Source organism: Desulfatitalea tepidiphila (assembly GCF_001293685.1).
Classification (GTDB): domain Bacteria; phylum Desulfobacterota; class Desulfobacteria; order Desulfobacterales; family Desulfosarcinaceae; genus Desulfatitalea; species Desulfatitalea tepidiphila.
The window spans coordinates 21,792-42,141 of record NZ_BCAG01000005.1 but is presented as its reverse complement, the minus strand read 5'-3'; the positions used below and the strand labels follow the sequence as shown (position 1 = coordinate 42,141).

Here is a 20,350-nt window from a genome sequence, read left to right as displayed (position 1 = left end):
CAGAATACCTTCACTTCAAACTTTACACTTTAGACTTTAAACTATCCCTTATAACTTGCCCCACCGGGCCTCATCCAAAATTCAATATCATACTATCCCGCGCCGTATATCTATCGAACCCCCTCCCGGCCGCTTCGGCCACATGCCCGGGGATGGCGATGCCGGCGGGGTGGCGGCGGTAGTTCAGGAAGGTGCGTCCGTCGATGCGCACCTTCATGCCGGGCACCGGAGATTTGAGTGGGACCACGGCGTAAACGTCGCGCAAGGGTGCATACAGCTCATGGTAGCCCAGTTCTCTGGCTTTTTCGCCGATATTCACCTCCATGTAGTGTCTGGCGTCGGGTTCGATCTGGTCATGGTAAATCTCTCCAATACGGTCGAGCACGTCGTTGATATGAGCGTTCATCACGATACCTCCTTCTCATTGCCCATCCACAAATGGCCAATTGGCCCGATATCGGCGCTGCGCGAAAAATTTAATCCTCGGAATATCGACCATATGCCTGCGGTTAAATTTTTCGCGCGCCTTGATCTCAACCCAATTTGCCTATTTGTGGACGGACACTCATTAAAACAATCAATTGTTATGACAAAAATTTAGGTATTCTGGATGCAGGTTCAATGGCAGATGAAGAGGGGTGCTATGGCAGGGGAATGGCAGGTGCCGCTTGTGTCATTTGCGTTTGGCCACCGAGCGCCACCCGCCCAGGGCGGAATAGGTGGGGCGCAGCACCTTGCTGATGTCCCGGGCCTGCTCGATGACATAGAAGGCTGCCGGGTCGATGCGGCGCACGTCGCTGAGGATCCACTTCAAATCCCTGCGGCGGCAGGCGATGTAGAGCTCTTCGACCGGGCCATACATGCCTTCGCCGCGGAAGATGGTGACCGGCTGGCCGTTCTGGCGCAGGCTGTCGGCCAGTTGGCGGCCGGTATCGGGGGTGATCACCTTGAGGATGATCAGGCCGAAGGCCAGCTTGCGTTCGACGACGATGCCGACCACATTGCCGGTGGCATACCCCAGGGCATAGAACAGCACCAGCAGGGGCTGTTCCTTGACCTGGTTGATGACGGCGCTGGCCACCAGGACCCAGATGGTGATCTCGAAGGTGGCCAGAAAAAAAGGCGATGGTGGTGCGGCCCTGAACCGTGATGATGGTGCGCACCGTGCCGATGGAGACGTCGCAGATTCTGGCGACGAAGATGATGAGGCCGGTCAGTAAGATGTGCATCTCGAACATGGAACGGTACTCCTGTGGCCTAAACCTTGGCGCGGGCGTACTGGTCGGGCCAGTCGATGTCCTGGCCCAACTCCCGGGCGGCCTTCAAGGGCCAGTAAGGCTGGCGCAGCATTTCGCGGCCCAGCAGCACGGCATCGGCCTGCCCCGTGGCCAGGATCTGTTCGGCCTGCACCGGCTGGGTGATGAGGCCGACGGTACCGGTGGCGATGTCGGCCTCTTTGCGGATGGCGGCCGCCAGAGGCACCTGGAAGCCCGGCGCGACCGGGATTTTGGCATGGGGCACCAAGGCGGCGCTGGAGCAGTCGATGAGATCGATGCCCATGGGCTTGAGCCGCCGGCAGAATTGGATCGACTGGTCCAGGTCCCAGCCGCCGTCCACCCAGTCGGTGCAGGAGATGCGCACGAAGAGCGGCAGGTGCGCCGGCCACTGTTGGCGGGCGGCCTCGGCCACCATCAGCGGCAGGCGCATGCGATTTTCCAGGTCGCCGCCGAAGCGGTCGGTGCGGCGGTTGGAGAGCGGCGACAGGAATTCGTGCAGCAGGTAGCCGTGGGCCATGTGCAGTTCCAGCACCTCGAAGCCGGCGGCCAGGGCCCGGGTGGCGGCTTCGGCGAATTGATCCACGACCTGTTGGATCTCTTCGGTGGTCATCTCCCGCGGCATGGGCGAGGCGTTGCTGAAGGGCAGGGGGCTGGGCGCGATGGGTTGCCAACCGCCGTCGTTTAAGGCGACCGTTCCACCGCCGCGCCAGGGCACATCGGTGGAGGCCTTGCGCCCGGCGTGGGCCAGTTGGATGCCGGGCACGCAATTTTGGGATTTGATGAACGCGGTCATGGGTCTGAAGGCTTCGACCTGCCGATCGTTCCACAAGCCGCAATCCCATGGTGAGATGCGCCCCTCGGGGCTTACGCCGGTCGCTTCGACGATGACCAGGGCCGCGCCTCCCACGGCCCGGCTGCCCAGGTGGACCAGGTGCCACTCGTTGGGCATCCCGTCCCTGCAGGAGTACTGGCACATGGGCGAGACGAAGATGCGGTTCTTGAAGGTGATGGATCTTATTTGCAATGGGGTAAAGAGTCGGCTCATTTTTCGGTCTCCGTGGCATCGGTTCGGTGCAACGCGCCTATTCCATTTCGAATTTGGTCCGCAGCGCCTTGATGCGCCCACGGCGGACCTTCTGGTCCACCCGTTTTTGCCTGGCCTTGAGGCTCGGTCGGGTGGGCCGTCGCCGTTTGGGGGTGACGACCGCCCTGCGGATCAGTTGCTGGAGGCGGGCCAGGGCCGCGGCACGGTTTTTCTCCTGGCTGCGGAACTCCTGGGCCTTGATCACCACCACCCCTTCCCGGGTGATGCGCTGGTCGTTCAGTTTGAGCAGGCGCTCCTTGAACGGCTCGGGCAGGGAGGATGCCGGAATATCGAATCGCAGATGGACGGCCGAGGCCACCTTGTTCACATTCTGGCCGCCGGCCCCCTGGGCGCGGATGGCCTCGATGTCGATTTCCCCGAGGGGGATGGCCACTGTGTCGGTGATGGGCAACATGCCGGGCCCTTTCTCCTATCCCAGGTAGACCGTGATGACATCCTTGCGCGCATGGACATGCTGGATGGTGACCTGGACCAGGTCTTCGGGCTTGAATTTGATGTTTTCGGCGCCGGCCAGCGGGCATTCGATCAGGTATTTGGGCAGCAGGATGAAATAGGTGCCGCGCCTTTTGTACAGAATGACGGCCTCTTCCTTGGTGCCGATGCGGCCCTCCAGGTATTTGAGCAGCCAGTAGCGGTGGCGGCGGTACTGAAGCCGGCCGACCCGGGCCATGGGTTCGGCCAGGGCGGCGATGGCCGCATCTATCGCTTCGGCCTGGTACGGCTTCTCCAGGCCCAGTGCCGCCCGCAGCTGACGCTGGGTCACCAGGTCGAAGTATTTGCGGATCGGTGACGTGCAGGTGACGTAGGCCGCCACGCCCAGGCCGGCGTGAGGTTCGGGGCTGCTGCTCAGGTTGAAGCGGTTGATCTGCTTGCGCTGCATCCAGGATTGAAACAGGGACCCCTGGTCGCGGTCGAAAAGGCGCTCGCGCGGTTCGGCCTGGGAGCGGAAGATGGCCGGGAGCCCATTTTCGCTGAGGAAGCGGGCGGCCAGGCTGTTGGCCAGGATCATCAGCTCGGAGACGAACAGATGGGAGGGGTTTTCGCGTTCGATGCGCGTCACCACCGGTTTGCCATTGGCATCGATGCGGATGGCGATCTCGGGCAGTTCGATGATCAGGGCGCCGTCGTCCAGCCGCCGGCTGCGGTAGTGTTGGGCGATGGCGTGCAAGGCGCGCATTTGCGCGTCGGTTTCGGTCAAGGCGTCCGCATCCTGATAGGTGAGCTGCCGGCTGACCCGGATCAGGCTGGGCACGATGTCGTAGGCCACCACCTCGGCGTTGGACGTCAGGGTCACCAGGGTGCTGATGGCCGGGCGGTCCTGGCCCTGTTTGAGACTGCAGATGCCCACTGACAAGGGTTCCGGCAGCATGGAGATCTTACGGTCCGGCATGTAAATGGAACTGGCGCGGCCCCTGGCCTCCTGGTCGATGGGATCGTGGCGGTCGAGGTAATGGCCGACATCCGAAATATGGATGCCGATCACAAAGTGATCGCCCTTGGGGGTGATGCTCAAGGCGTCGTCAAAGTCCTGGGTCGACGGCCCGTCGATGGTCATCAAGGCCAGCTCGCGCAGATCGCGCCGGCCCTCTTCGGCCGTCGGCGGATGGTCGGCCAGGGACGCGGCGCGCTTTTGGATCGCCTCGGGAAACGCATCCGTGACGCCCTCGCGCAGCAGATCGAGATTTTCATTGGGCTGCCAGACACCGATCCTGACCAGGAAGTCGAAGATCGTCTCTATGGAACCGACCCCGGCCCGCTTGATCATGTCCCGCCCCAGATCTCGCCGGGGGCTCTCTTTTTCAAACAGGTAGTAGGAGATCAGGATCGGAACGATGCCGTCGGCCAGTTCGGGCCGACCGGCAGCCGCCGGACCCGACAGGACGCTCTTCATCCAGGCGCCGCCCTGCTCCACGAGGCGCGCCTCCTGTTCCTGGCGGGCGCGCTGGGCGATCATCTCCTCGACCTTGGCCGCCGGGTGAGGATGGAATTGATCGGGACCGAACTTGAAGTAGAGCCGGTCGTCGAACAGGGCGCGCATCACCGCCGATTCCTGTTCGCTGTTGGCATGCTCAGGAAAGCTGAGTGCCGTCAGGGTGGTCAGGTCCACGGCGGCCTGCTCTTCCTGCAGTACCTCCCACAGCCCCTGGATATCCACGGTGAGGCTCAACGCCTTTCTGCGGGCGGCGATTTCCTTGAGACGGGCGGTCAGCTTGTCCCGCCCTATGGTCGGGTCGAGCCGTTCGGTCGAGCGGTGCAGCAGCCGGCCGGCCGAGAGCTTGACCTCGCGGTTGTTTTCCGACAGGAGCCGCAACCGCAGATTTTTCGCCTCCAGCACCACGGCGCACAATATTTTCTGGCTTTCGATATATTCAACGACCTGACCCGGTTCCATAGGATTCCTTTCTCGGCCCCTTTTAACAAGCCGCCCGGTCGAAGTCAATCGGCGTCATGAAAGAAAAATAAGCCAAAACAAGGTGTTGACCAATGGCGGCGGGCGTCTTAGGTTATCACCTGGTTTTTTCGGAAAGGCGATGGTCGAGGGATGAATAAGTTTAAAGTTTGAAGTGTTAAGTTTTAAGTGAAGGAATTCTATCGTTTAAAATTGATGGCGATGTAACGTGTCGTCATTCTTAACTCGAGCGGAGGTTGCGGGGCAGGCTGTAAAACTCGCCCCGACGAGATTCGGGTGGTCCTACCGTCCGTTACCATAAACCCACATTCTTGGGGCTGAGTGTATCCCCCAAAATTGGAGCGTCTATATGCAGTAAGCAAACGACATTGGTTATAAATCGACAGAATACCTCCGCTTTACACTTTAAACTTTACACTTTAAACTTCTGTCCCCATGAAACCCCGTGAACTCATCAAACCCTATTTCGTTTCACGCTGGCGCGTCATCGCCCTGGGACTGGTTTCCCTGATCATCGTCGATTTCTTGCAGCTCATGGTGCCGCGGGTCATCAAGTGGGCGGTGGATGACCTGACCCTGCTGCGCGCCAGCGGGAGCGGCTTGCTGCGCTATGCGGCGGCCATCGCCGTCCTGGCGCTTTTCATCGGCGGATTCCGCTATGTCTGGCGGCGCTGCCTGCTCGGCACGGCGCGGTACCTGGAGGCGGATTTGCGCAACCGCCTGCTGACCCATCTGCAGACCCTGTCGGCCGGATTTTTCGACCGGACCAAGACCGGCGACCTGATGGCCCACGCCACCAATGATATCCAGCAGGTGCGCATGGCCGCCGGCATGGGGCTGGTGGCGCTCAACGATGCCATCGTACTGGGCGCCGCCGCCATCGGCTTCATGCTCTATATCCACGTGGAATTGACCCTCTACGTGCTCATCCCCATGCCGCTGGTGGTGCTCAGCGCACGATTGCTCGGGCGCCGTCTGCACCATCGCTACCAGGGGGTGCAGGCCGCTTTCTCGGACTTGACCGAAGCGGTGCGGGAACGTCTGGCCGGCATGCGCATGATCAAGGCGCACAACGCCGAAGGGGCGTCCCTGGCGGCGGTGGAGAGCGTGTCACGGGACTATGTGGCCCAGAACATGCGGCTTGTGGGGGTGACCGGGGTTTTCTTCCCGCTGATGGTCATGCTGACCAACCTGAGCCTGGCGGTGGTGCTCTATTTCGGCGGCCGCAAGGCGATCCTCAACGAGATCACGCCCGGCGATTTCGTGGCCTTCATCAGCTACCTCGGCCTGCTCTCCTGGCCCATGATGGCCCTGGGCTGGGTGACCAACCTGATCCAGCGCGGGGGGGCCTCGCTGCAACGCCTCGGCGCCATCTTCGAACAGCAGCCCGAAATCCGCAATGCTTCCTCAGCCAAGCGTCTGCCGTCGGTCCGGGGAGACATCGTGTTCGACGGCGTCACCTTCTCCTATGATCGAGATCCGCGCCATGCGGTGCTGTCCGACATCCGGCTCGAGATCCGACCCGGTGAGGTGCTGGGCATCGTGGGGGCGCCGGGCAGCGGAAAGAGCACCCTGCTGAGCCTGGTGCCGCGGCTGTACGATGCCACCCGGGGCCGGTTGACCATCGATGGGATGGATGTGCGCGACATCGACCTGGCCGACTTGCGCCGCCAGGTGGCCTATGTGCCCCAGGAGCCCTTTTTGTTTGCCGGCACAGTGGGGGAGAACCTGATGTTCGGCTGCCCCCGCGACTGCGCCGCCCGTTTCGACCAGGTTGCGGCCGATGCCGGATTGACCGAAACGTTGGCCCATCTGCCGGCCGGCCTGGAGACGCGCGTGGGTGAAAAGGGAGTCCTGCTGTCAGGCGGTCAGAAGCAACGCATCGCCCTGGCACGGGCCCTGCTGGTCGATGCCCCCATCCTGCTGCTCGACGATCCCATCAGCCAGGTGGATACCCAGACCGCGGCCGTCATCGTGGCGGCCATCCGGCGCATGGCCGGCCGCAAGACGATTCTCATCGCTTCCCACCGGCTGTCGGCCGTGCGGTTTGCCGACCAGATCGTCACCCTGGACAACGGCCGCCTGGTCGAGGCCGGCACCCATGAGCAGCTGCTTTCCACCGGGGGGTATTACGCCCGGGTCCATGGTCTGCAGGAGTTGGAACATGCGCGCTGATTACGGCTATGTGGAAGAGGGGCACAGCGGCAAGCCCTACGATCCGGCCCTGATCCGTCGGCTTTGGCCACTGGTGCGGCCCCATCGGCGCATGCTCCTGGGGTCGGTGGCCCTGGTCGTGGTCCTGACGCTCATCGAGCTGGCCTTGCCCTATTTCGGCAAAATCGCCATCGACCGCTACATCGTGCCGCCGGCCAACAGCGGCGATGTTGCTCCGGGTGCGACTGGCGGTGCCAGCGAAACAGAGGCGAGCCGTTATCTCACCGTGCCGTTGACCACGCCCGAGGCGCGCGCCATCGTATCCGCGCACGCCGATCTCTTCGCGACCGACGGCCATACGGCCCGCATCGCCTACGACGATCTGGCGCATCTATCGCCGGAGGACATCGCCGCATTGCGGCGGGGCGACATCCGGGGGCTGGGATGGGCGGTGGTCGTCTTTCTCGTCCTTGTGGCGGCCGAGTTCGGACTCACCTTTTTCCAGCGCGTCATCATGGAACGGGCCGGCCACACCATCATGCACGACCTGCGCATGCGGCTGTATGCGCATATCCAGCGGCAGAGCATGGCCTTTTTTGCCCGCCGGCCGGTGGCCAGCCTGGTCACGCGGGCCACCAACGACGTGCAGAACATGCACGAACTGTTCACCACCTTCGTCTCCATGGTGTTCAAGGACGTTTTCCTTCTGGCGGGCATCACCATCGTGCTGCTGGCCCTCGATTGGCAACTGACCCTGGTGGCCTTCGCCGTCCTGCCCATCGTGGTGTGGCTGGCCATGCGCTTTTCGGCCCGTGCCCGGGGAGTGTTTCGCGCCCTGCGCGTCAAGGTGGCCGAAATCAACACGCACATGGCCGAGTCCATCGATGGCATCAAGACCATCCAGTGCTTTGTGCAGGAGGCGCGCAACCGGCAACGCTTCGAGCGCCTCAATGCAGAGAATTATCGACTGGGCATGCAGGAGATCCATGTGTTCGCCGTCTTCATGCCCATGATCGAGGCCCTGGGCATCGCCACGCTGGCCGTGCTGGTGCTCTACGGAGGCCACCAGGTGCTGGGCGGCCACATCACTCTGGGCGTCCTGGTCCTGGCCATCTCCTACATCCGGATGTTTTTCCGACCCATGCGGGACCTGGCCGAAAATTACAATGTCCTGCAAAACGCCATGGCCTCGGCCGAACGCATCTTCGGGCTGCTCGATATCGACGAACGGCTGTCCCAGGATGCGGACGCCGAGGTTGCCTCCCCATCGACGCCCCTGGTCCTCGAACGGCTGACCCTCGACCGTGTCTCGTTCGCCTATACGCCGGGCGAATGGGTGCTGCGCGACGTGAGCCTCGAGCTTCGCCAGGGCCAGCGGATGGCCCTGGTCGGCCCCACCGGTGCGGGCAAGACCAGCGTGCTCAATCTGGTGCAGCGCTTTTACGACCCGACCGCCGGACAGGTGCGCATCAACGGCTTCGATGTGCGCCGCATCGATCCGCGCCGCCTCCGGGGGCTGACCGCCCTGGTCACCCAGGAGCCGGTTCTTTTTTCCGCCACCTTGCGCCGAAACATTTTCCCTGATTCGGACGAGGTCGATCCGGCCGCCGAGGGCCGTGTGATCGCCGCGGCCCATTGCGAAGAGCTGGTGGCAAGGCTGCCCCAGGGTCTCGATACCTATCTCGACAAGGGCGGCGGCGGACTCTCCAGCGGCGAACGCCAGCTGATCACCATCGCCCGCGCCCTGGCACGCGATGCGCAGTTGATCCTGCTGGACGAAGCCACCTCCTACATCGACTCCCAGACCGAAGCCGCCATATATGGCGCATTGGACAACCTGATGGCCGGGCGCACCTGCATCATCGTGGCCCACCGTCTCTCCACGGCCCGCATGGCCGACCGCATCGTAGTGCTCCATGAGGGGCGCATCGTTGAAGAGGGATCCCACGACCGACTCCTGGCCGCCGGCGGGCTCTACGCCCGGCTTCACCGGCAGGACCGCATCAACGCGGCCGCCCGGTCCATGCCATAAAATCAGCACCCTCCACCCACGCCGAATTTAATGAATGGCATTCAGTGAGAATCGCCGGTTCCTCCCGTTTGCGCTTGCCAAATTTGCGGTCGCATGCTAAGGAGCGCACTGTTTGCACCATGTAAGAAGTCTAAACCGCCGGCGTTTCCTGCTGCACAACTTCAAAGGTTTCCATGCGGCTCGCAACCACGCAATCACCCGGCGCACTCAGGACCATGCGCCCGTCATTCTCATAACGAAACCCTTAAAAGGAGGTTGGATCGATGGCTTACGATGCGACAAAGATGGCCGACTGGCAAATTTCCGAAGAAGCGGAAAAGAACATGCCCATGCCCGAGGAGTGGCGGGCCAAGCTGGGTCTTGAAGCGGACGAGATGCTGCCCATGGGCCGCCTGTCCAAACTGGATTTTCTGAAAATCATCAAGCGCCTGCAAGGCAAACCGGACGGCAAGTACATTGAAGTGACCGCCATCACCCCGACCCCGCTGGGCGAGGGCAAAAGCACCACCTCGTTAGGCTTGATGGAAGGCCTGGGCGCCCGCGGCAAGAGCGTGGGCGGCGCCCTGCGTCAACCTTCGGGCGGCCCCACCATGAATGTCAAGGGTACCGCGGCCGGCGGCGGCAACTCCCTGCTGATCCCCATGACCGAGTTCTCCCTGGGTTTGACCGGCGACATCAACGACATCATGAACGCCCACAACCTGGGCATGGTGGCCATGACCGCCCGCATGCAGCACGAGCGCAACTACAACGACGAGCAGCTGGCCCGCCTGACCAAGATGCGCAGGCTGGACATCGACCCCACCCGCGTCGAGATGGGCTGGATCATCGACTTCTGCGCCCAGGCCCTGCGCAACATCGTCATCGGCCTCGGCGGCCGCACCGACGGCTACACCATGCAGTCCAAGTTCGGCATCGCCGTGGGTTCCGAGCTGATGGCCATCCTGGCGGTGGCCACCGACCTGGCCGACCTGAAAGAGCGCATCAACAATATCACCGTGGCCTTCGACAAGAGCGGCAAACCGGTCACCTGCCGCGACCTGGAAGTGGGCAACGCCATGGCCGCCTTCATGCGCAACACCATCAACCCCACCCTCATGAGCACGGCCGAATATCAGCCCTGCCTGGTGCATGCCGGCCCGTTCGCCAACATCGCCGTGGGCCAGAGCTCGATCATCGCCGACCGCGTGGGCCTCAAGCTGTGGGATTACCATGTCACAGAGTCCGGCTTCGCCGCCGACATCGGATTCGAGAAGTTCTGGAACGTCAAGTGCCGCTTCTCCGGTCTGAAGCCCCATGTTTCGGTTCTGACCTCCACCGTCCGCGCCCTGAAAATGCACGGCGGCGGTCCCAAGGTCGTGGCCGGCAAGGCCCTGGACGATGCCTACACCAAGGAGAACCTGGCCCTGGTGGAAAAGGGTGTCGAGAACATGGTGCACATGATCGGCGTGATCCGCAAATCCGGCATCAACCCGGTGGTCTGCATCAACCGCTTCTATACGGACACCGACGCCGAGTGCGCCATCGTGCGTAAGGCGGCCGAAGCCGCCGGCGCCCGCTGCGCCGAGTCCAAGCACTGGGAAAAGGGCGGCGAAGGCGCCCTGGAGTTCGCCGATGCGGTCATCGAAGCCTGCGAGGAAGGCAACGACTTTAAATTCCTCTACCCGCTGGAGATGAAGCTGCGCGACCGCGTGGACCTGATCGCCAAGGAAGTGTACGGCGCCGACGGCGTGGACTGGCTGCCCGATGCCGCCGCCAAGGCCGAGATGCTGGAGAACGATCCCAAGTACGCCGATTTCGCCACCATGATGGTCAAGACCCACCTCTCCCTGAGCCACGACCCGGTCAAGAAGGGCGTGCCCAAGGGATGGCGTCTGCCGATCCGCGACGTCCTCATCTACTCGGGCGCCAAGTTCCTGTGCCCCTGCGCAGGCACCATCAGCCTGATGCCCGGCACCAGCTCCAACCCGGCCTTCCGCCGCATCGACGTCGATCCGGCTACCGGCAAGGTGAGCGGCCTGTTCTAAGCTTTACCAGGATATGTAAATACATCAAACGCCCCGGCTTCGGCCGGGGCGTTTTTTTGATGCCCCCAAGTGACATTATCTTTTCAGCTTTATCGCGATACGGATGATATGCATCCGTACTTCTTTCTCTTCCGCCAGAGGGTGACCCGGGATATGCCCAATTCCTCGGCCGCGTCGCCCAGGTGGCCGTCGTGCCTGGCGAGAGCGTCCACGATGGCGCGGTGCTCGCGTTCGTGCCGTTTCGGTGGATCGTTCAGGAGGCCGGCAAAGTGGGACTCCTGGGCAGCCATCGGCGCCTGGCTTTCGGGATAGAGGATCTGCAGGGGTAGGCAGGCGGGCGTGATTTCCATCTCCCGGCTCATGGCCAGGGCGTGCTCCATGGCGTTCTCGAGTTCACGAATGTTGCCCGGCCATGGGTACTGCTGGAGCAGTTGCCGTGCGGAGAGGCTGAGGGTTTTCAGATGCCGGCGGTCTTTCTTCTGGTGCTTGTCGATGAAGTGGCCCGCCAGCCGGAGGATGTCCTGCGATCGCTCCCTCAGCGGGGGAAGGACCAGGGGAATCACCGCCACCCGGTAGTAGAGATCCATCCGGAATCTTCCCTGGCGGACACCGGCCTGCAGATCCCGGTTGGTGGCGCAGATGATGCGCACGTCCACCGGATAGAAGCGGTCCGAGCCCACCGGGCGCACCTTGCGTTCCTGCAGCACCCTGAGCAGCTTGACCTGCATGCCCGTGTCCAGCTCTCCGATTTCATCCAGAAAGAGCGTGCCTTCGTGGGCCTCCCTGAACAGGCCGGCCCGGTCCGAGATCGCCCCGGTGAAGGCGCCTTTTACATGGCCGAAGAGCTCCGACTCGAGCAGCGTTTCCGGCAGGGCCCCGCAGTTGACGGCCACGAAGGGCTTGTTCTTACGATGGCTCTGGCCGTGGATGGCACGGGCGGCCACCTCCTTGCCCACCCCCGTCTCCCCGGTGATCAGAACGCTGGAGTCGACCTCCGCACAGCGCACGATAGTTTCAAAGACCGCCTCCATCTCCCGTCCGCTGCCGATCATTTCGGTCTGCAAGTCGCTGCGTCGCTTCTGCCGCCTGAAGTGAAACAACTCCCGCTCCTTTTCGGCCAGGCGGACGTTGTCGGTGATGTCGGTGAGGGTTTCGGCATGGGCGAACAGGCGGCCTTCGTGGTCGTGGATCGGGCGGATCTCACCCAGAAACTGGCGGGTTTGACCAGCCGCGGTCATGGATAGTTCGACCGGACCCTTGGCGCCCAGGGGCACCAACGGCGATGTGCGGCCGCCATGCAGGGTCAAGCTCTCGGGGCTGCCGAACATGTAGCGTCCGTTCTCATCGAAGATCGAGACGCAATCCCGGATGCCGAAGAGAATGCTCTGGAGCATACGCTTCTCTTTTTCCAGGTCGTCGCGCATGCGTTTCTGTTCGCTGATATCCACCAGAAGGATGTTGACCGTGGCCGGTCGGCCGTTGGCGTCGGTGTTGAGCGACTGGTGAAACAGGATCGGAATCTTTTCCCGGTTGCGCGGTCCGTAGATGTAGAGTTCGTACTGGACCGTTTTTTTCCCCTCCTTGAGCAGCCTGGCATTATGCTCCACCATTTGAATCTCTTCGCGGCTGATCAGGGTGCGCATGTCCCGGCCGATCAAGTTCTTCCGGCTGGCACCGGCAAATTCGAGAAAGGTCTCGTTGACGTCCAGGAGGACGAAGTTGAGATCGGTGAGCCAGTAACTGATCTTCAGATCGTCGAGGATCCGCTTGAAGTTGACGTTGTCCCGGGAGTTCACGGCGTTGGGCGGCATATGGAGATCGCTCCTCGTGTTTCAATGTTGTTTCTCTGATGTTTCACATATTTCATTCGCGTTAAGCATAAATTGAAACATGTCGGGCGTCAATCGATTCCCGTCGATTCATATTCGTTGTTAAATCAACCTGAAGATTCGATCCCGATGTTTGGCACCAACCTTGAAAGACCCTTCCCCTGATAGGGATGGGCCTTTGCACCTGAATCACAGCGTTATCGCCATCGTCCATCCCTTTTCACGCATCTCCCGGCAAACAGCGCAGGCACCCAAAAGGAGACAGGCGACACCATGCATGTGATCGAGTCCCGCATCGACACCCAATCGGATGGGTATCGGAAGAATTATGAGGTCATGGCGGCGCGCGTGGCCGATTTGAACGTGGAATTGAGCCGGTCGATGAACGAACGTCCGGAAAAGGCGCTGAGGCGGCTGGAAGAAATCGGCAAACTGCCGACGCCCAAGAAGCTGGATCTGCTCCTGGACCCCAACACCCCGTTTCTCGAAATCGCGCCGCTGGCCGCCAAGGGTATGTACGGCGGCACGATTCACAAGGCCGGGGTGATCATCGGGATCGGCATGGTCTCCGGCCGGGAGGTGCTCCTGTCGATCAACGACCCCGGCATCAAAGGGGGTTCCTCCTATCCCATGACCGTGAAGAAGACCTTGCGCAGCCAGACGATCGCCATGGAGAACCGACTGCCCATGGTGAATCTGCTCGATTCGGCGGGCGCCTTTCTGCCTCTGCAGTCCGAAATTTTTCCGGATGTGGACGACGGCGGGCGGGTCTTTTACAATCAGGCGATCCTGAGCAAGATGGGCGTCCCCCAGATCACGGCCGTCATGGGCCTGTGCACGGCCGGCGGGGCCTACGTGCCGGCCATGAGCGACGAGGTGGTCCACGTCCGGGGCCACGGCGCCATCTTCCTGGGCGGCCCGCCGCTGGTGAAAGCCGCCACCGGCGAGGAGGTCACGGCCGACGAACTGGGCGGCGCCGAGGTGCACTGTGCCGAATCGGGGGTGTCGGATTACTATGCCGAAGACGACGCCCACGCCATCGAGATCGTGCGCCGGCTGGTGGCCAACCTGCCGGACACCCCCAAGGCCCGCCTGACCGCCCGGGAGCCCCGGCCGCCCCTCTACGACCCTAAAGAGATCTACGGGATCGTGCCCGGGGATATTTCGGAACCTTACGACAGCCGGGAAATCATCGCCCGGATCGTGGACGGCAGCGAGTTCATCGAGTTCAAGGAGATGTACGGCGCCACCCTGATCTGCGGTTTCGCCCACATTCACGGCTACCCGGTGGGCATCCTGGGAAACAACGGCATCCTCTTTTCCGAAAGCGCCCTGAAGGGCACCCAGTTCATCCAGTTGTGCGATAAGCGCCAGATTCCCCTGGTGTTCCTGCAGAACATCACCGGTTTTATCATCGGCCGGGATTACGAGCGCGGGGGTATCACCAAGAACGGCCATAAAATGGTCAACGCGGTGGCCACGGCCACGGTCCCCAAGTTCACCGTCATGGTGGGCGCATCGTTCGGCGCCGGCAACTACGCCATGTGCGGAAGGGCATACGGGCCTCGGTTTTTGTGGACCTGGCCCAACCACCAGATCGGGGTCATGGGGGGCCGCCAGGCGGCCGACGTGCTCATCACCCTGCAGAACGACCAGCGGGCGAGGGCGGGCCAGCCGCCCATGACCGGGGAGGAGGTCGAGGCCATCCGGGAGCCGGTCATCGCGGCGGCCCTCAAGGAGGGCGATGCCTATTACAGCACCGCCAACCTTTGGGATGACGGGATCATCGATCCGGCCAAGACCCGCGACGTCCTGGGGCTTGGCCTTTCCGCGGCCCTCAACGCGCCTTTGCGCAGCGATGTACACGGCTACGGCATTTTCCGCATGTAACATTCATTGTAACCCATGCCCGACAGCAGAGGCCAATCCCATGGGGAACCGCATGTTTAAAAAGATTCTGATCGCCAACCGCGGAGAGATCGCGGTGCGGATCATGCGCACCTGCCAGGAGATGGGCATCGCCACGGTGGCCGTCTGTTCCGATGCCGACCGGCACGCCCTGCACGCCCTGGAGGCCGACGAGGCGGTGCCCATCGGACCCGCCGAGCCATCCAAGAGTTACCTGGACATCGACCGCATCGTCGATGCGGCCAAACAGACCGGCGCCGAGGCCGTTCATCCCGGTTATGGGTTTCTGGCCGAAAATGCGGACTTCGCCGAACGCTGCGAGCGGGAAAGGATCGTCTTCATCGGTCCGCCGGCCCAGGTGATCCGCAGCCTGGGGGACAAACTCACGGCGCGGCGGATCATGCAGGCGGGCGGGGTGCCCATCATACCGGGCATGATCGAGGCGGCCGACGCCCCCGGCGCCTGGGCGGCCGCTGCCGAACGGATCGGCTTCCCGCTGCTCGTCAAGGCATCGGCCGGCGGCGGCGGCAAAGGCATGCGCATCGTCGAGCGCCCCGACGACCTGGCCGAGGCCTGCCGGGCGGCCTCCCGGGAGGCGGCCGCCGCTTTCGGCAATGGCACCATCTACCTGGAGAAATTTCTGCCCAAGTCGCGGCACGTGGAGTTCCAGATCCTGGCCGACGGCCAGGGCCGAATCCTTCACCTCTTCGAACGGGAGTGTTCGATCCAGCGCCGGCACCAGAAGATCATCGAGGAGACCCCCAGCCCGGCCTTGAGCCCCGAGCTGCGCGCCGAGATGGGACAGGCGGCCGTGGCGGCGGCCCGGGCGGCCGGCTACGTGAACGCGGGCACGGTGGAGTTCATCCTGGACCCGGCCGGCCGTTTTTACTTCCTGGAGGTCAACACGCGCCTGCAGGTGGAACATCCCATCACCGAGATGATCACCGGCCTGGACCTGGTGCGCCACCAGATCGAGATCGCCGCCGGCCGGCCGCTGGCCCTGACCCAGGACGAGGTGCGCGGCCGGGGCCACGCCATCGAATGCCGCATCTATGCGGAAGACCCCGAGCAGCGCTTCATGCCGTCGCCGGGACGGATTGCATTCTTGCGGGAACCGGCCGGGCCGGGCGTCCGCAACGACTGCGGGGTTTATGCCGGGAGCGAGGTCCCGGTGGAGTACGACCCCATCCTCTCCAAGCTGGTGGTCCATGCGGAAACCCGGGAGCTGGCCATCCGGCGGATGATCCGGGCCCTGACATCCTATGTGGTGCTGGGGGTGCGGACGCCCATGGACTTTCTGCTCGATGTGCTCGCCTCGGCGCCGTTCCAGGCCGGAGAGACCTATACTGATTTCATCGCCGCCCATTTCGCCGACTGGGCGCCGGATCGCAAGCGCCTGGAACTGGCTGCCATGGCCTATGCGGCCGATGCCATGGCGCCCCGGGCGCGTACGGCAGGGCCGGTGGCTGCGACTGCGGCGCATCCCGGCCCCTGGCACACGTTGAACCATTGGCGGCTGTAGCCCGCCATCGACCAGGACCGGAAAGTGGAGGATCGGCTGCATGGATTGGAAGCTGAGATACAAAGAAGAGACCATCGCCCTGGCGGTGGAACCGTCCGGAGAGAGCGGGTTTATCGCGAACTTCGGCGATCGGGAAGCCCATGTGGTGTTCGAGCGCATTTCCGAGCACCGGTTGCACCTGATCGTGGACGGCCGCCAGACCTCGGCGTTCGCTGTCGAAACCGCCGAGGGCAAGGCGGTGATGATCGAGGGGTGCACTTTTTTCCTGTCGGACGACCGCGCGCCGCAAATGCGTACCCGGTCAGGGTCCAAAGCGGGGCCCAAGACGGTTACGCCGCCCATGCCGTCGGTGGTGACCCAGATCCTGGTCGCCGCAGGCCAGACGGTCGAACAGGGGCAGGGCCTGGTGGTGGTGTCGGCCATGAAGATGGACACCACCCTGACTGCACCCTACTCCGGAGTGGTCACGCGGATCAACGTGGCCGAAGGAGAGAAAGTGGCGCCCAAGCAGGTGCTGGTGGATATCGAACCCGAGGCGGCCGATTCGCCAGGGGCGCCATCCGCCGGAGGGGCGTCGTCACGGGCGTCGTAAAAATCGGCGTAATGATCGTCGAAACGATCAAGGAGGGCGGTTCATGGCTGAAAAGGATCTGATCTACCAAGTCGACGGGCAGGTGGCCACCGTGACCATCAACCGGGCCGCCGCGCGCAATGCCATCACGCCCGAAGCGGTGGTCCTGTTCCACTCGGCCCTGGACCAGGCCCAGGCGGATGACGGTGTGCGCGTGGTCTGTATCACCGGCGCCGGCGACAAGGCCTTTTGTTCTGGCGCCGACCTGGGCGGCGGCATGCAGGACGACGCCGACCGTCGAAGCCACTTCGACAGCTATGCCCGGCTCATCAGCCGACTGGCGGAATTTCCCAAACCGACCGTGGCGCGCGTCAACGGTCACTGCCTGGCCGGCGGCACCGGCTTCATGCTGGCCTGCGACATCGTGATCGCCAGGGCGTCGGCCCAATTCGGCACCCCGGAGGTCAACGTCGGGTTGTTTCCCATGATGATCGGCGCCCTGATTTTCCGTAACGTGCCCCGCAAGAAGGCCATGGAGATGATCCTGCTCGGCGAGCGGCTCACCGCCGCCCAAGCCCTGGAGATGGGGTTGGTCACCCGGGTGGCGCCGGAGGAGGATTTCGACGCCGAGGTGGGCATGGTGCTTGCCGCCCTGGCGGCCAAGAGCCCCATCGGCCTCAAGTTGGGCAAGGCGGCCTTTGCCGCCGCCGAACGGATGCCCCTGGCCGAAGCCGTGCGCTTCCTCGGCGGCCAACTGGTCGAGGTGGCAGGCACCCGGGACGCCCGGGAAGGCATCACCGCCTTTCTGGAAAAACGCCCGCCCCGATTCAAAGGAGAATGATCCGCATGAGCGATCCTGAAAAACTGATCATCGCCAACTGTAGCGGGTTTTTCGGCGACCGCCTGTCGGCGGCCCGGGAGATGGTCCAGGGCGGCCCCATCGACGTGCTGACCGGAGATTATCTGGCCGAACTGACCATGGCGATTCTCTTCCAGAAGAAGCTCAAGTCGCCTGAGGGCGGCTACGTGCCCACCTTCCTCAAACAGATGGAAGCGGTCATGGGCCAATGCCTGGAGAAGGGCATCCGCGTGGTGGCCAACGCCGGTGGATTGAACCCCGCGGGCCTGGCGCGGACACTGAAGACCACCGTTCAAACGCTGGGGTTGTCGCCCAGAATCGCCTACATCGAAGGCGACGATCTGATGCCGCGTCTGAAAACGCTCCAACAGGCCGGTGAACCCTTCACCCACCTGGACAAGGGGGTGTCCCTGGCCGATGCCGGCGCCGTTCCCATCACAGCCAATGCCTACCTGGGCGCCTGGGGCATCGCCGCGGCGCTGGCGCAGGGGGCCGACATCGTGATCTGCGGCCGGGTGGCCGATGCCGCCCTGGTGGCCGGCCCCTGCGCCTGGCGCTTCGGCTGGCAACGCACCGACTGGGACCGGTTGGCCGGGGCCTATGCCGCCGGTCACATCATCGAGTGCGGCGCCCAGGCCACGGGCGGCAACTATTCGTTCGTCCACGAGGTGCCCTCCTACCGCAACGTAGGGTTTCCCATCGCCGAGATGCATCCGGACGGCAGCTTCGTCATCACCAAGCATCCGGACACCGGCGGCCTGGTGTCGGTGGGCACGGTGACGGCCCAACTGCTCTATGAAATCGCGGCACCGACCTACCTGACCCCGGACGTGGCGGTGCGGATCGACACCCTGTCGCTGACCCAGGAAGGGCCCGACCGGGTGCGGGGCGCAGGCACCCGGGGCGAACCGCCGCCGGAGACCACCAAGGTGTGCATCAACACCCTGGGCGGCTACAAGAACACCATGACCGTGGTGCTGACCGGCCTGGACATCGACCGCAAGGCCGAGATCGTCGCCGACACCCTGTTCGACAGCCTGGGCGGCCGGGAGCGGTTCCGAACGGTGGACGTGCAGCTCGTGCACGCCGAAAAGATCGATCCGGCCACCAACGACGAGGCCTTCGCCTTCCTGCGCATCACGGTCATGGATCCGGATGCCGACAAGGTGGGTAAACGGTTTTCGGCCAAGGTGGTGGAGATGGCCCTGGCCAACATCCCCGGCTTCACCTTGACGTCGCCGCCCACCAACGGCGCGCCGGCGGTGGTGCACTGGCCCGCGTTGGTCTCCAATCGCCACATCCACCAGACGATTTGCATCGACGACCGGCCGGCGGTGGTGGTCGAAGCCGCCGGTGCCGATGAACCCTTCGTGGTGTCGGCCCCCATCCCGGACATCCCGGCGGTCCCCGGCGGCCCGACCGTCCGGGCGCCTCTGGGGCGGGCCTTTGCCACGCGGTCGGGCGACAAGGGCGGCAACGCCAATCTCGGCATCTGGGCGCAGACCCCGGAAGCCTATGCGTTCTTGCGACGCTTTCTCACCATCGAGCGTCTCAAGCGGCTGCTTCCCGATTGCGCGTCCTTGCCCATCGAGCGCTACGAACTGCCCAATTTGCTGGCGGTCAATTTCTACATCCGCGGTCTGCTGGGGGACGGCGTGGCGGCATCGGTGCGCAGCGACCCCCAGGCCAAGACTTTAGGGGAATATCTGCGGGCCAAAATAGTGGAGATGCCCGTTTCGATCCTGGTGACCCATTAGGAAGTAAAATGAGCTGGTCGGAATCAAAATAGGTTGACCGGAACCAAAATAGCCCGGAAGCAAATAGGGCCTGAAGTAAAGGAGATTGGATGAAAGCGATCTGCGCCGACCTGGCCTGGGAGCAGGATACCCTGGACGCCCTGGTGAGCGGACTGGCCCCGGACCAGTGGCAACTCCTGGCACCGTGCGGCCGCTGGACGGTCAAGGACGAAATCTGCCACCTGGCCTACTTCGACCACACCGCCCGCCTGGCAGCCACGGATCCCGAGGCGTTCCAGCGCCACCTGATCGAGGATCTGGGCCGGATCAAGAATATGGATGAAGCCACGGAAATCACTCTGGCCAAGGGACGGGCCATGTCCATCGGCGACCTGCTCGCCTGGTGGCGAGGGGAGCGGCGGCAACTGGTCGACGCCCTGGTTCGTCTGGACCCCAAAGACCGCCTGCCGTGGTATGGGCCGCCCATGAGCGCGCGCTCGTTCGCCAGCGCCCGGCTCATGGAAACCTGGGCCCACGGCCAGGACATTTACGATGCCCTGGCCATCGAGCGGCCCGTCAGCCCGGGGTTGCGCCATATCGCCCACCTGGGGGTCACGACTTTCGGATGGAGCTTCGCCAACCGGGGCATGGCGGTGCCGGAAACGCCCGTGCGCGTGGAACTGGCCGCGCCCTCAGGCGAAATCTGGACCTGGGGCGATGCGGCCGCCTCGCAGTGCATCAGCGGCCCGGTCGTGGACTTCTGCCAGGTGGTGATCCAGCGGCGGCACGTGGACGACACGGCCCTGGTGGTGGTCGGCGATGTCGCCCGCCAGTGGATGGCAGTGGCCCAGTGCTTCGCCGGGCCGCCCACCCTGGGGCCGGCACCCGGGACCCGGGTCATTCAGAAGCACCATACTTAG

Annotated in this window: 16 protein-coding genes; 10 read left to right on the top strand and 6 right to left on the bottom strand. The window is 63.5% G+C overall.

Going from position 1 to position 20,350, the window contains the following annotated elements:
- Window positions 1-70 precede the first annotated feature (70 nt).
- Window positions 71-406 (bottom strand): hypothetical protein, encoded by a 336-nt coding sequence (locus tag DFT_RS17975; RefSeq protein WP_054032662.1) that lies wholly within the window; start codon window positions 404-406, stop codon window positions 71-73.
- 267 nt (window positions 407-673) lie between these two features.
- Window positions 674-1,081, bottom strand: coding sequence for a DUF2179 domain-containing protein (locus DFT_RS17970; RefSeq protein ID WP_235506273.1), 408 nt, complete (start codon window positions 1,079-1,081; stop codon window positions 674-676).
- Between the two features lie 10 nt (window positions 1,082-1,091).
- Between DFT_RS17970 and DFT_RS27030 the strand changes: the two genes are divergently transcribed.
- The gene (locus tag DFT_RS27030) at window positions 1,092-1,220 is read left to right on the top strand and encodes a hypothetical protein (RefSeq protein ID WP_268750697.1); all 129 of its coding nucleotides are present in this window, start codon (window positions 1,092-1,094) and stop codon (window positions 1,218-1,220) included.
- Window positions 1,221-1,257: 37 nt separating this feature from the next.
- Here the strand turns inward: DFT_RS27030 and DFT_RS17965 are convergent, their stop codons facing one another.
- Genes DFT_RS17965 through DFT_RS17955 form a run of 3 tightly spaced genes read right to left on the bottom strand, consistent with a single transcriptional unit; the run spans window position 1,258 to window position 4,774 of the window.
- Window positions 1,258-2,322, bottom strand: a complete 1,065-nt coding sequence (locus DFT_RS17965; protein ID WP_054032661.1) for an NADH:flavin oxidoreductase/NADH oxidase — start codon at window positions 2,320-2,322, stop codon at window positions 1,258-1,260.
- Between the two features lie 37 nt (window positions 2,323-2,359).
- A complete protein-coding gene (arfB, locus tag DFT_RS17960) occupies window positions 2,360-2,776 on the bottom strand; it encodes an alternative ribosome rescue aminoacyl-tRNA hydrolase ArfB (protein ID WP_054032660.1) in 417 nt (138 codons plus the stop codon).
- Between the two features lie 15 nt (window positions 2,777-2,791).
- Window positions 2,792-4,774 carry a ribonuclease catalytic domain-containing protein gene (locus DFT_RS17955; protein ID WP_054032659.1) on the bottom strand — a complete coding sequence of 661 codons (1,983 nt, stop codon included), beginning with the start codon at window positions 4,772-4,774 and terminating at the stop codon, window positions 2,792-2,794.
- A gap of 453 nt (window positions 4,775-5,227) precedes the next feature.
- Between DFT_RS17955 and DFT_RS17950 the strand changes: the two genes are divergently transcribed.
- The 3 genes from DFT_RS17950 to DFT_RS17940 all read left to right on the top strand — a co-directional run bounded on the left by DFT_RS17950 (window position 5,228) and on the right by DFT_RS17940 (window position 11,005).
- The gene (locus tag DFT_RS17950; RefSeq protein WP_054032658.1) at window positions 5,228-6,967 is read left to right on the top strand and encodes an ABC transporter ATP-binding protein; all 1,740 of its coding nucleotides are present in this window, start codon (window positions 5,228-5,230) and stop codon (window positions 6,965-6,967) included.
- Entirely contained in the window at window positions 6,957-8,978 is a 2,022-nt protein-coding gene (locus tag DFT_RS17945) for an ABC transporter ATP-binding protein (RefSeq protein ID WP_054032657.1), read from the top strand. Before DFT_RS17950 ends, DFT_RS17945 begins: the two co-directional genes overlap by 11 nt.
- 263 nt (window positions 8,979-9,241) lie before the next feature.
- Window positions 9,242-11,005 (top strand): formate--tetrahydrofolate ligase, encoded by a 1,764-nt coding sequence (locus DFT_RS17940; RefSeq protein WP_054032656.1) that lies wholly within the window; start codon window positions 9,242-9,244, stop codon window positions 11,003-11,005.
- An 89-nt stretch (window positions 11,006-11,094) separates the two neighbouring features.
- Here DFT_RS17940 and DFT_RS17935 read toward each other — a convergent pair whose 3' ends face one another.
- Window positions 11,095-12,816 carry a sigma-54-dependent Fis family transcriptional regulator gene (locus tag DFT_RS17935; protein ID WP_054032655.1) on the bottom strand — a complete coding sequence of 574 codons (1,722 nt, stop codon included), beginning with the start codon at window positions 12,814-12,816 and terminating at the stop codon, window positions 11,095-11,097.
- Between the two features lie 291 nt (window positions 12,817-13,107).
- Here DFT_RS17935 and DFT_RS17930 point away from each other — a divergent pair, with 291 nt between their 5' ends.
- The 6 genes from DFT_RS17930 to DFT_RS17905 all read left to right on the top strand — a co-directional run bounded on the left by DFT_RS17930 (window position 13,108) and on the right by DFT_RS17905 (window position 20,350).
- Window positions 13,108-14,724: a carboxyl transferase domain-containing protein gene (locus DFT_RS17930; RefSeq protein ID WP_054032654.1), complete on the top strand. Its 1,617-nt coding sequence runs from the start codon at window positions 13,108-13,110 to the stop codon at window positions 14,722-14,724.
- A gap of 52 nt (window positions 14,725-14,776) precedes the next feature.
- Window positions 14,777-16,264 (top strand): acetyl-CoA carboxylase biotin carboxylase subunit, encoded by a 1,488-nt coding sequence (locus DFT_RS17925; RefSeq protein ID WP_054032653.1) that lies wholly within the window; start codon window positions 14,777-14,779, stop codon window positions 16,262-16,264.
- A 40-nt stretch (window positions 16,265-16,304) separates the two neighbouring features.
- On the top strand, window positions 16,305-16,856 hold the full coding sequence (locus DFT_RS17920) for an acyl-CoA carboxylase biotin carboxyl carrier protein subunit (protein WP_054032652.1): 552 nt from the start codon (window positions 16,305-16,307) through the stop codon (window positions 16,854-16,856).
- Window positions 16,857-16,899: 43 nt separating this feature from the next.
- Entirely contained in the window at window positions 16,900-17,676 is a 777-nt protein-coding gene (locus tag DFT_RS17915; protein ID WP_054032651.1) for an enoyl-CoA hydratase/isomerase family protein, read from the top strand.
- Between the two features lie 5 nt (window positions 17,677-17,681).
- Window positions 17,682-19,451 (top strand): acyclic terpene utilization AtuA family protein, encoded by a 1,770-nt coding sequence (locus DFT_RS17910; RefSeq protein ID WP_054032988.1) that lies wholly within the window; start codon window positions 17,682-17,684, stop codon window positions 19,449-19,451.
- An 89-nt stretch (window positions 19,452-19,540) separates the two neighbouring features.
- Complete coding sequence (locus DFT_RS17905) at window positions 19,541-20,350, top strand: TIGR03084 family metal-binding protein (RefSeq protein ID WP_054032650.1); 810 nt, start codon at window positions 19,541-19,543, stop codon at window positions 20,348-20,350.

Excerpts from the sequence above, each read along its gene's own strand:
- DFT_RS17965 (WP_054032661.1), bottom strand. The coding sequence starts at position 2,322 with ATGAGCCGACTCTTTACCCCATTGCAAATAAGATCCATCACCTTCAAG.
- DFT_RS17910 (WP_054032988.1), top strand. The coding sequence starts at position 17,682 with ATGAGCGATCCTGAAAAACTGATCATCGCCAACTGTAGCGGGTTTTTC.
- DFT_RS27030 (WP_268750697.1), top strand. The coding sequence starts at position 1,092 with ATGGTGATCTCGAAGGTGGCCAGAAAAAAAGGCGATGGTGGTGCGGCC.
- DFT_RS17930 (WP_054032654.1), top strand. The coding sequence starts at position 13,108 with ATGCATGTGATCGAGTCCCGCATCGACACCCAATCGGATGGGTATCGG.
- DFT_RS17915 (WP_054032651.1), top strand. The coding sequence starts at position 16,900 with ATGGCTGAAAAGGATCTGATCTACCAAGTCGACGGGCAGGTGGCCACC.
- DFT_RS17945 (WP_054032657.1), top strand. The coding sequence starts at position 6,957 with ATGCGCGCTGATTACGGCTATGTGGAAGAGGGGCACAGCGGCAAGCCC.
- DFT_RS17920 (WP_054032652.1), top strand. The coding sequence starts at position 16,305 with ATGGATTGGAAGCTGAGATACAAAGAAGAGACCATCGCCCTGGCGGTG.
- DFT_RS17955 (WP_054032659.1), bottom strand. The coding sequence starts at position 4,774 with ATGGAACCGGGTCAGGTCGTTGAATATATCGAAAGCCAGAAAATATTG.
- arfB (WP_054032660.1), bottom strand. The coding sequence starts at position 2,776 with ATGTTGCCCATCACCGACACAGTGGCCATCCCCCTCGGGGAAATCGAC.
- DFT_RS17940 (WP_054032656.1), top strand. The coding sequence starts at position 9,242 with ATGGCTTACGATGCGACAAAGATGGCCGACTGGCAAATTTCCGAAGAA.
- DFT_RS17925 (WP_054032653.1), top strand. The coding sequence starts at position 14,777 with ATGTTTAAAAAGATTCTGATCGCCAACCGCGGAGAGATCGCGGTGCGG.
- DFT_RS17975 (WP_054032662.1), bottom strand. The coding sequence starts at position 406 with ATGAACGCTCATATCAACGACGTGCTCGACCGTATTGGAGAGATTTAC.
- DFT_RS17950 (WP_054032658.1), top strand. The coding sequence starts at position 5,228 with ATGAAACCCCGTGAACTCATCAAACCCTATTTCGTTTCACGCTGGCGC.
- DFT_RS17935 (WP_054032655.1), bottom strand. The coding sequence starts at position 12,816 with ATGCCGCCCAACGCCGTGAACTCCCGGGACAACGTCAACTTCAAGCGG.
- DFT_RS17905 (WP_054032650.1), top strand. The coding sequence starts at position 19,541 with ATGAAAGCGATCTGCGCCGACCTGGCCTGGGAGCAGGATACCCTGGAC.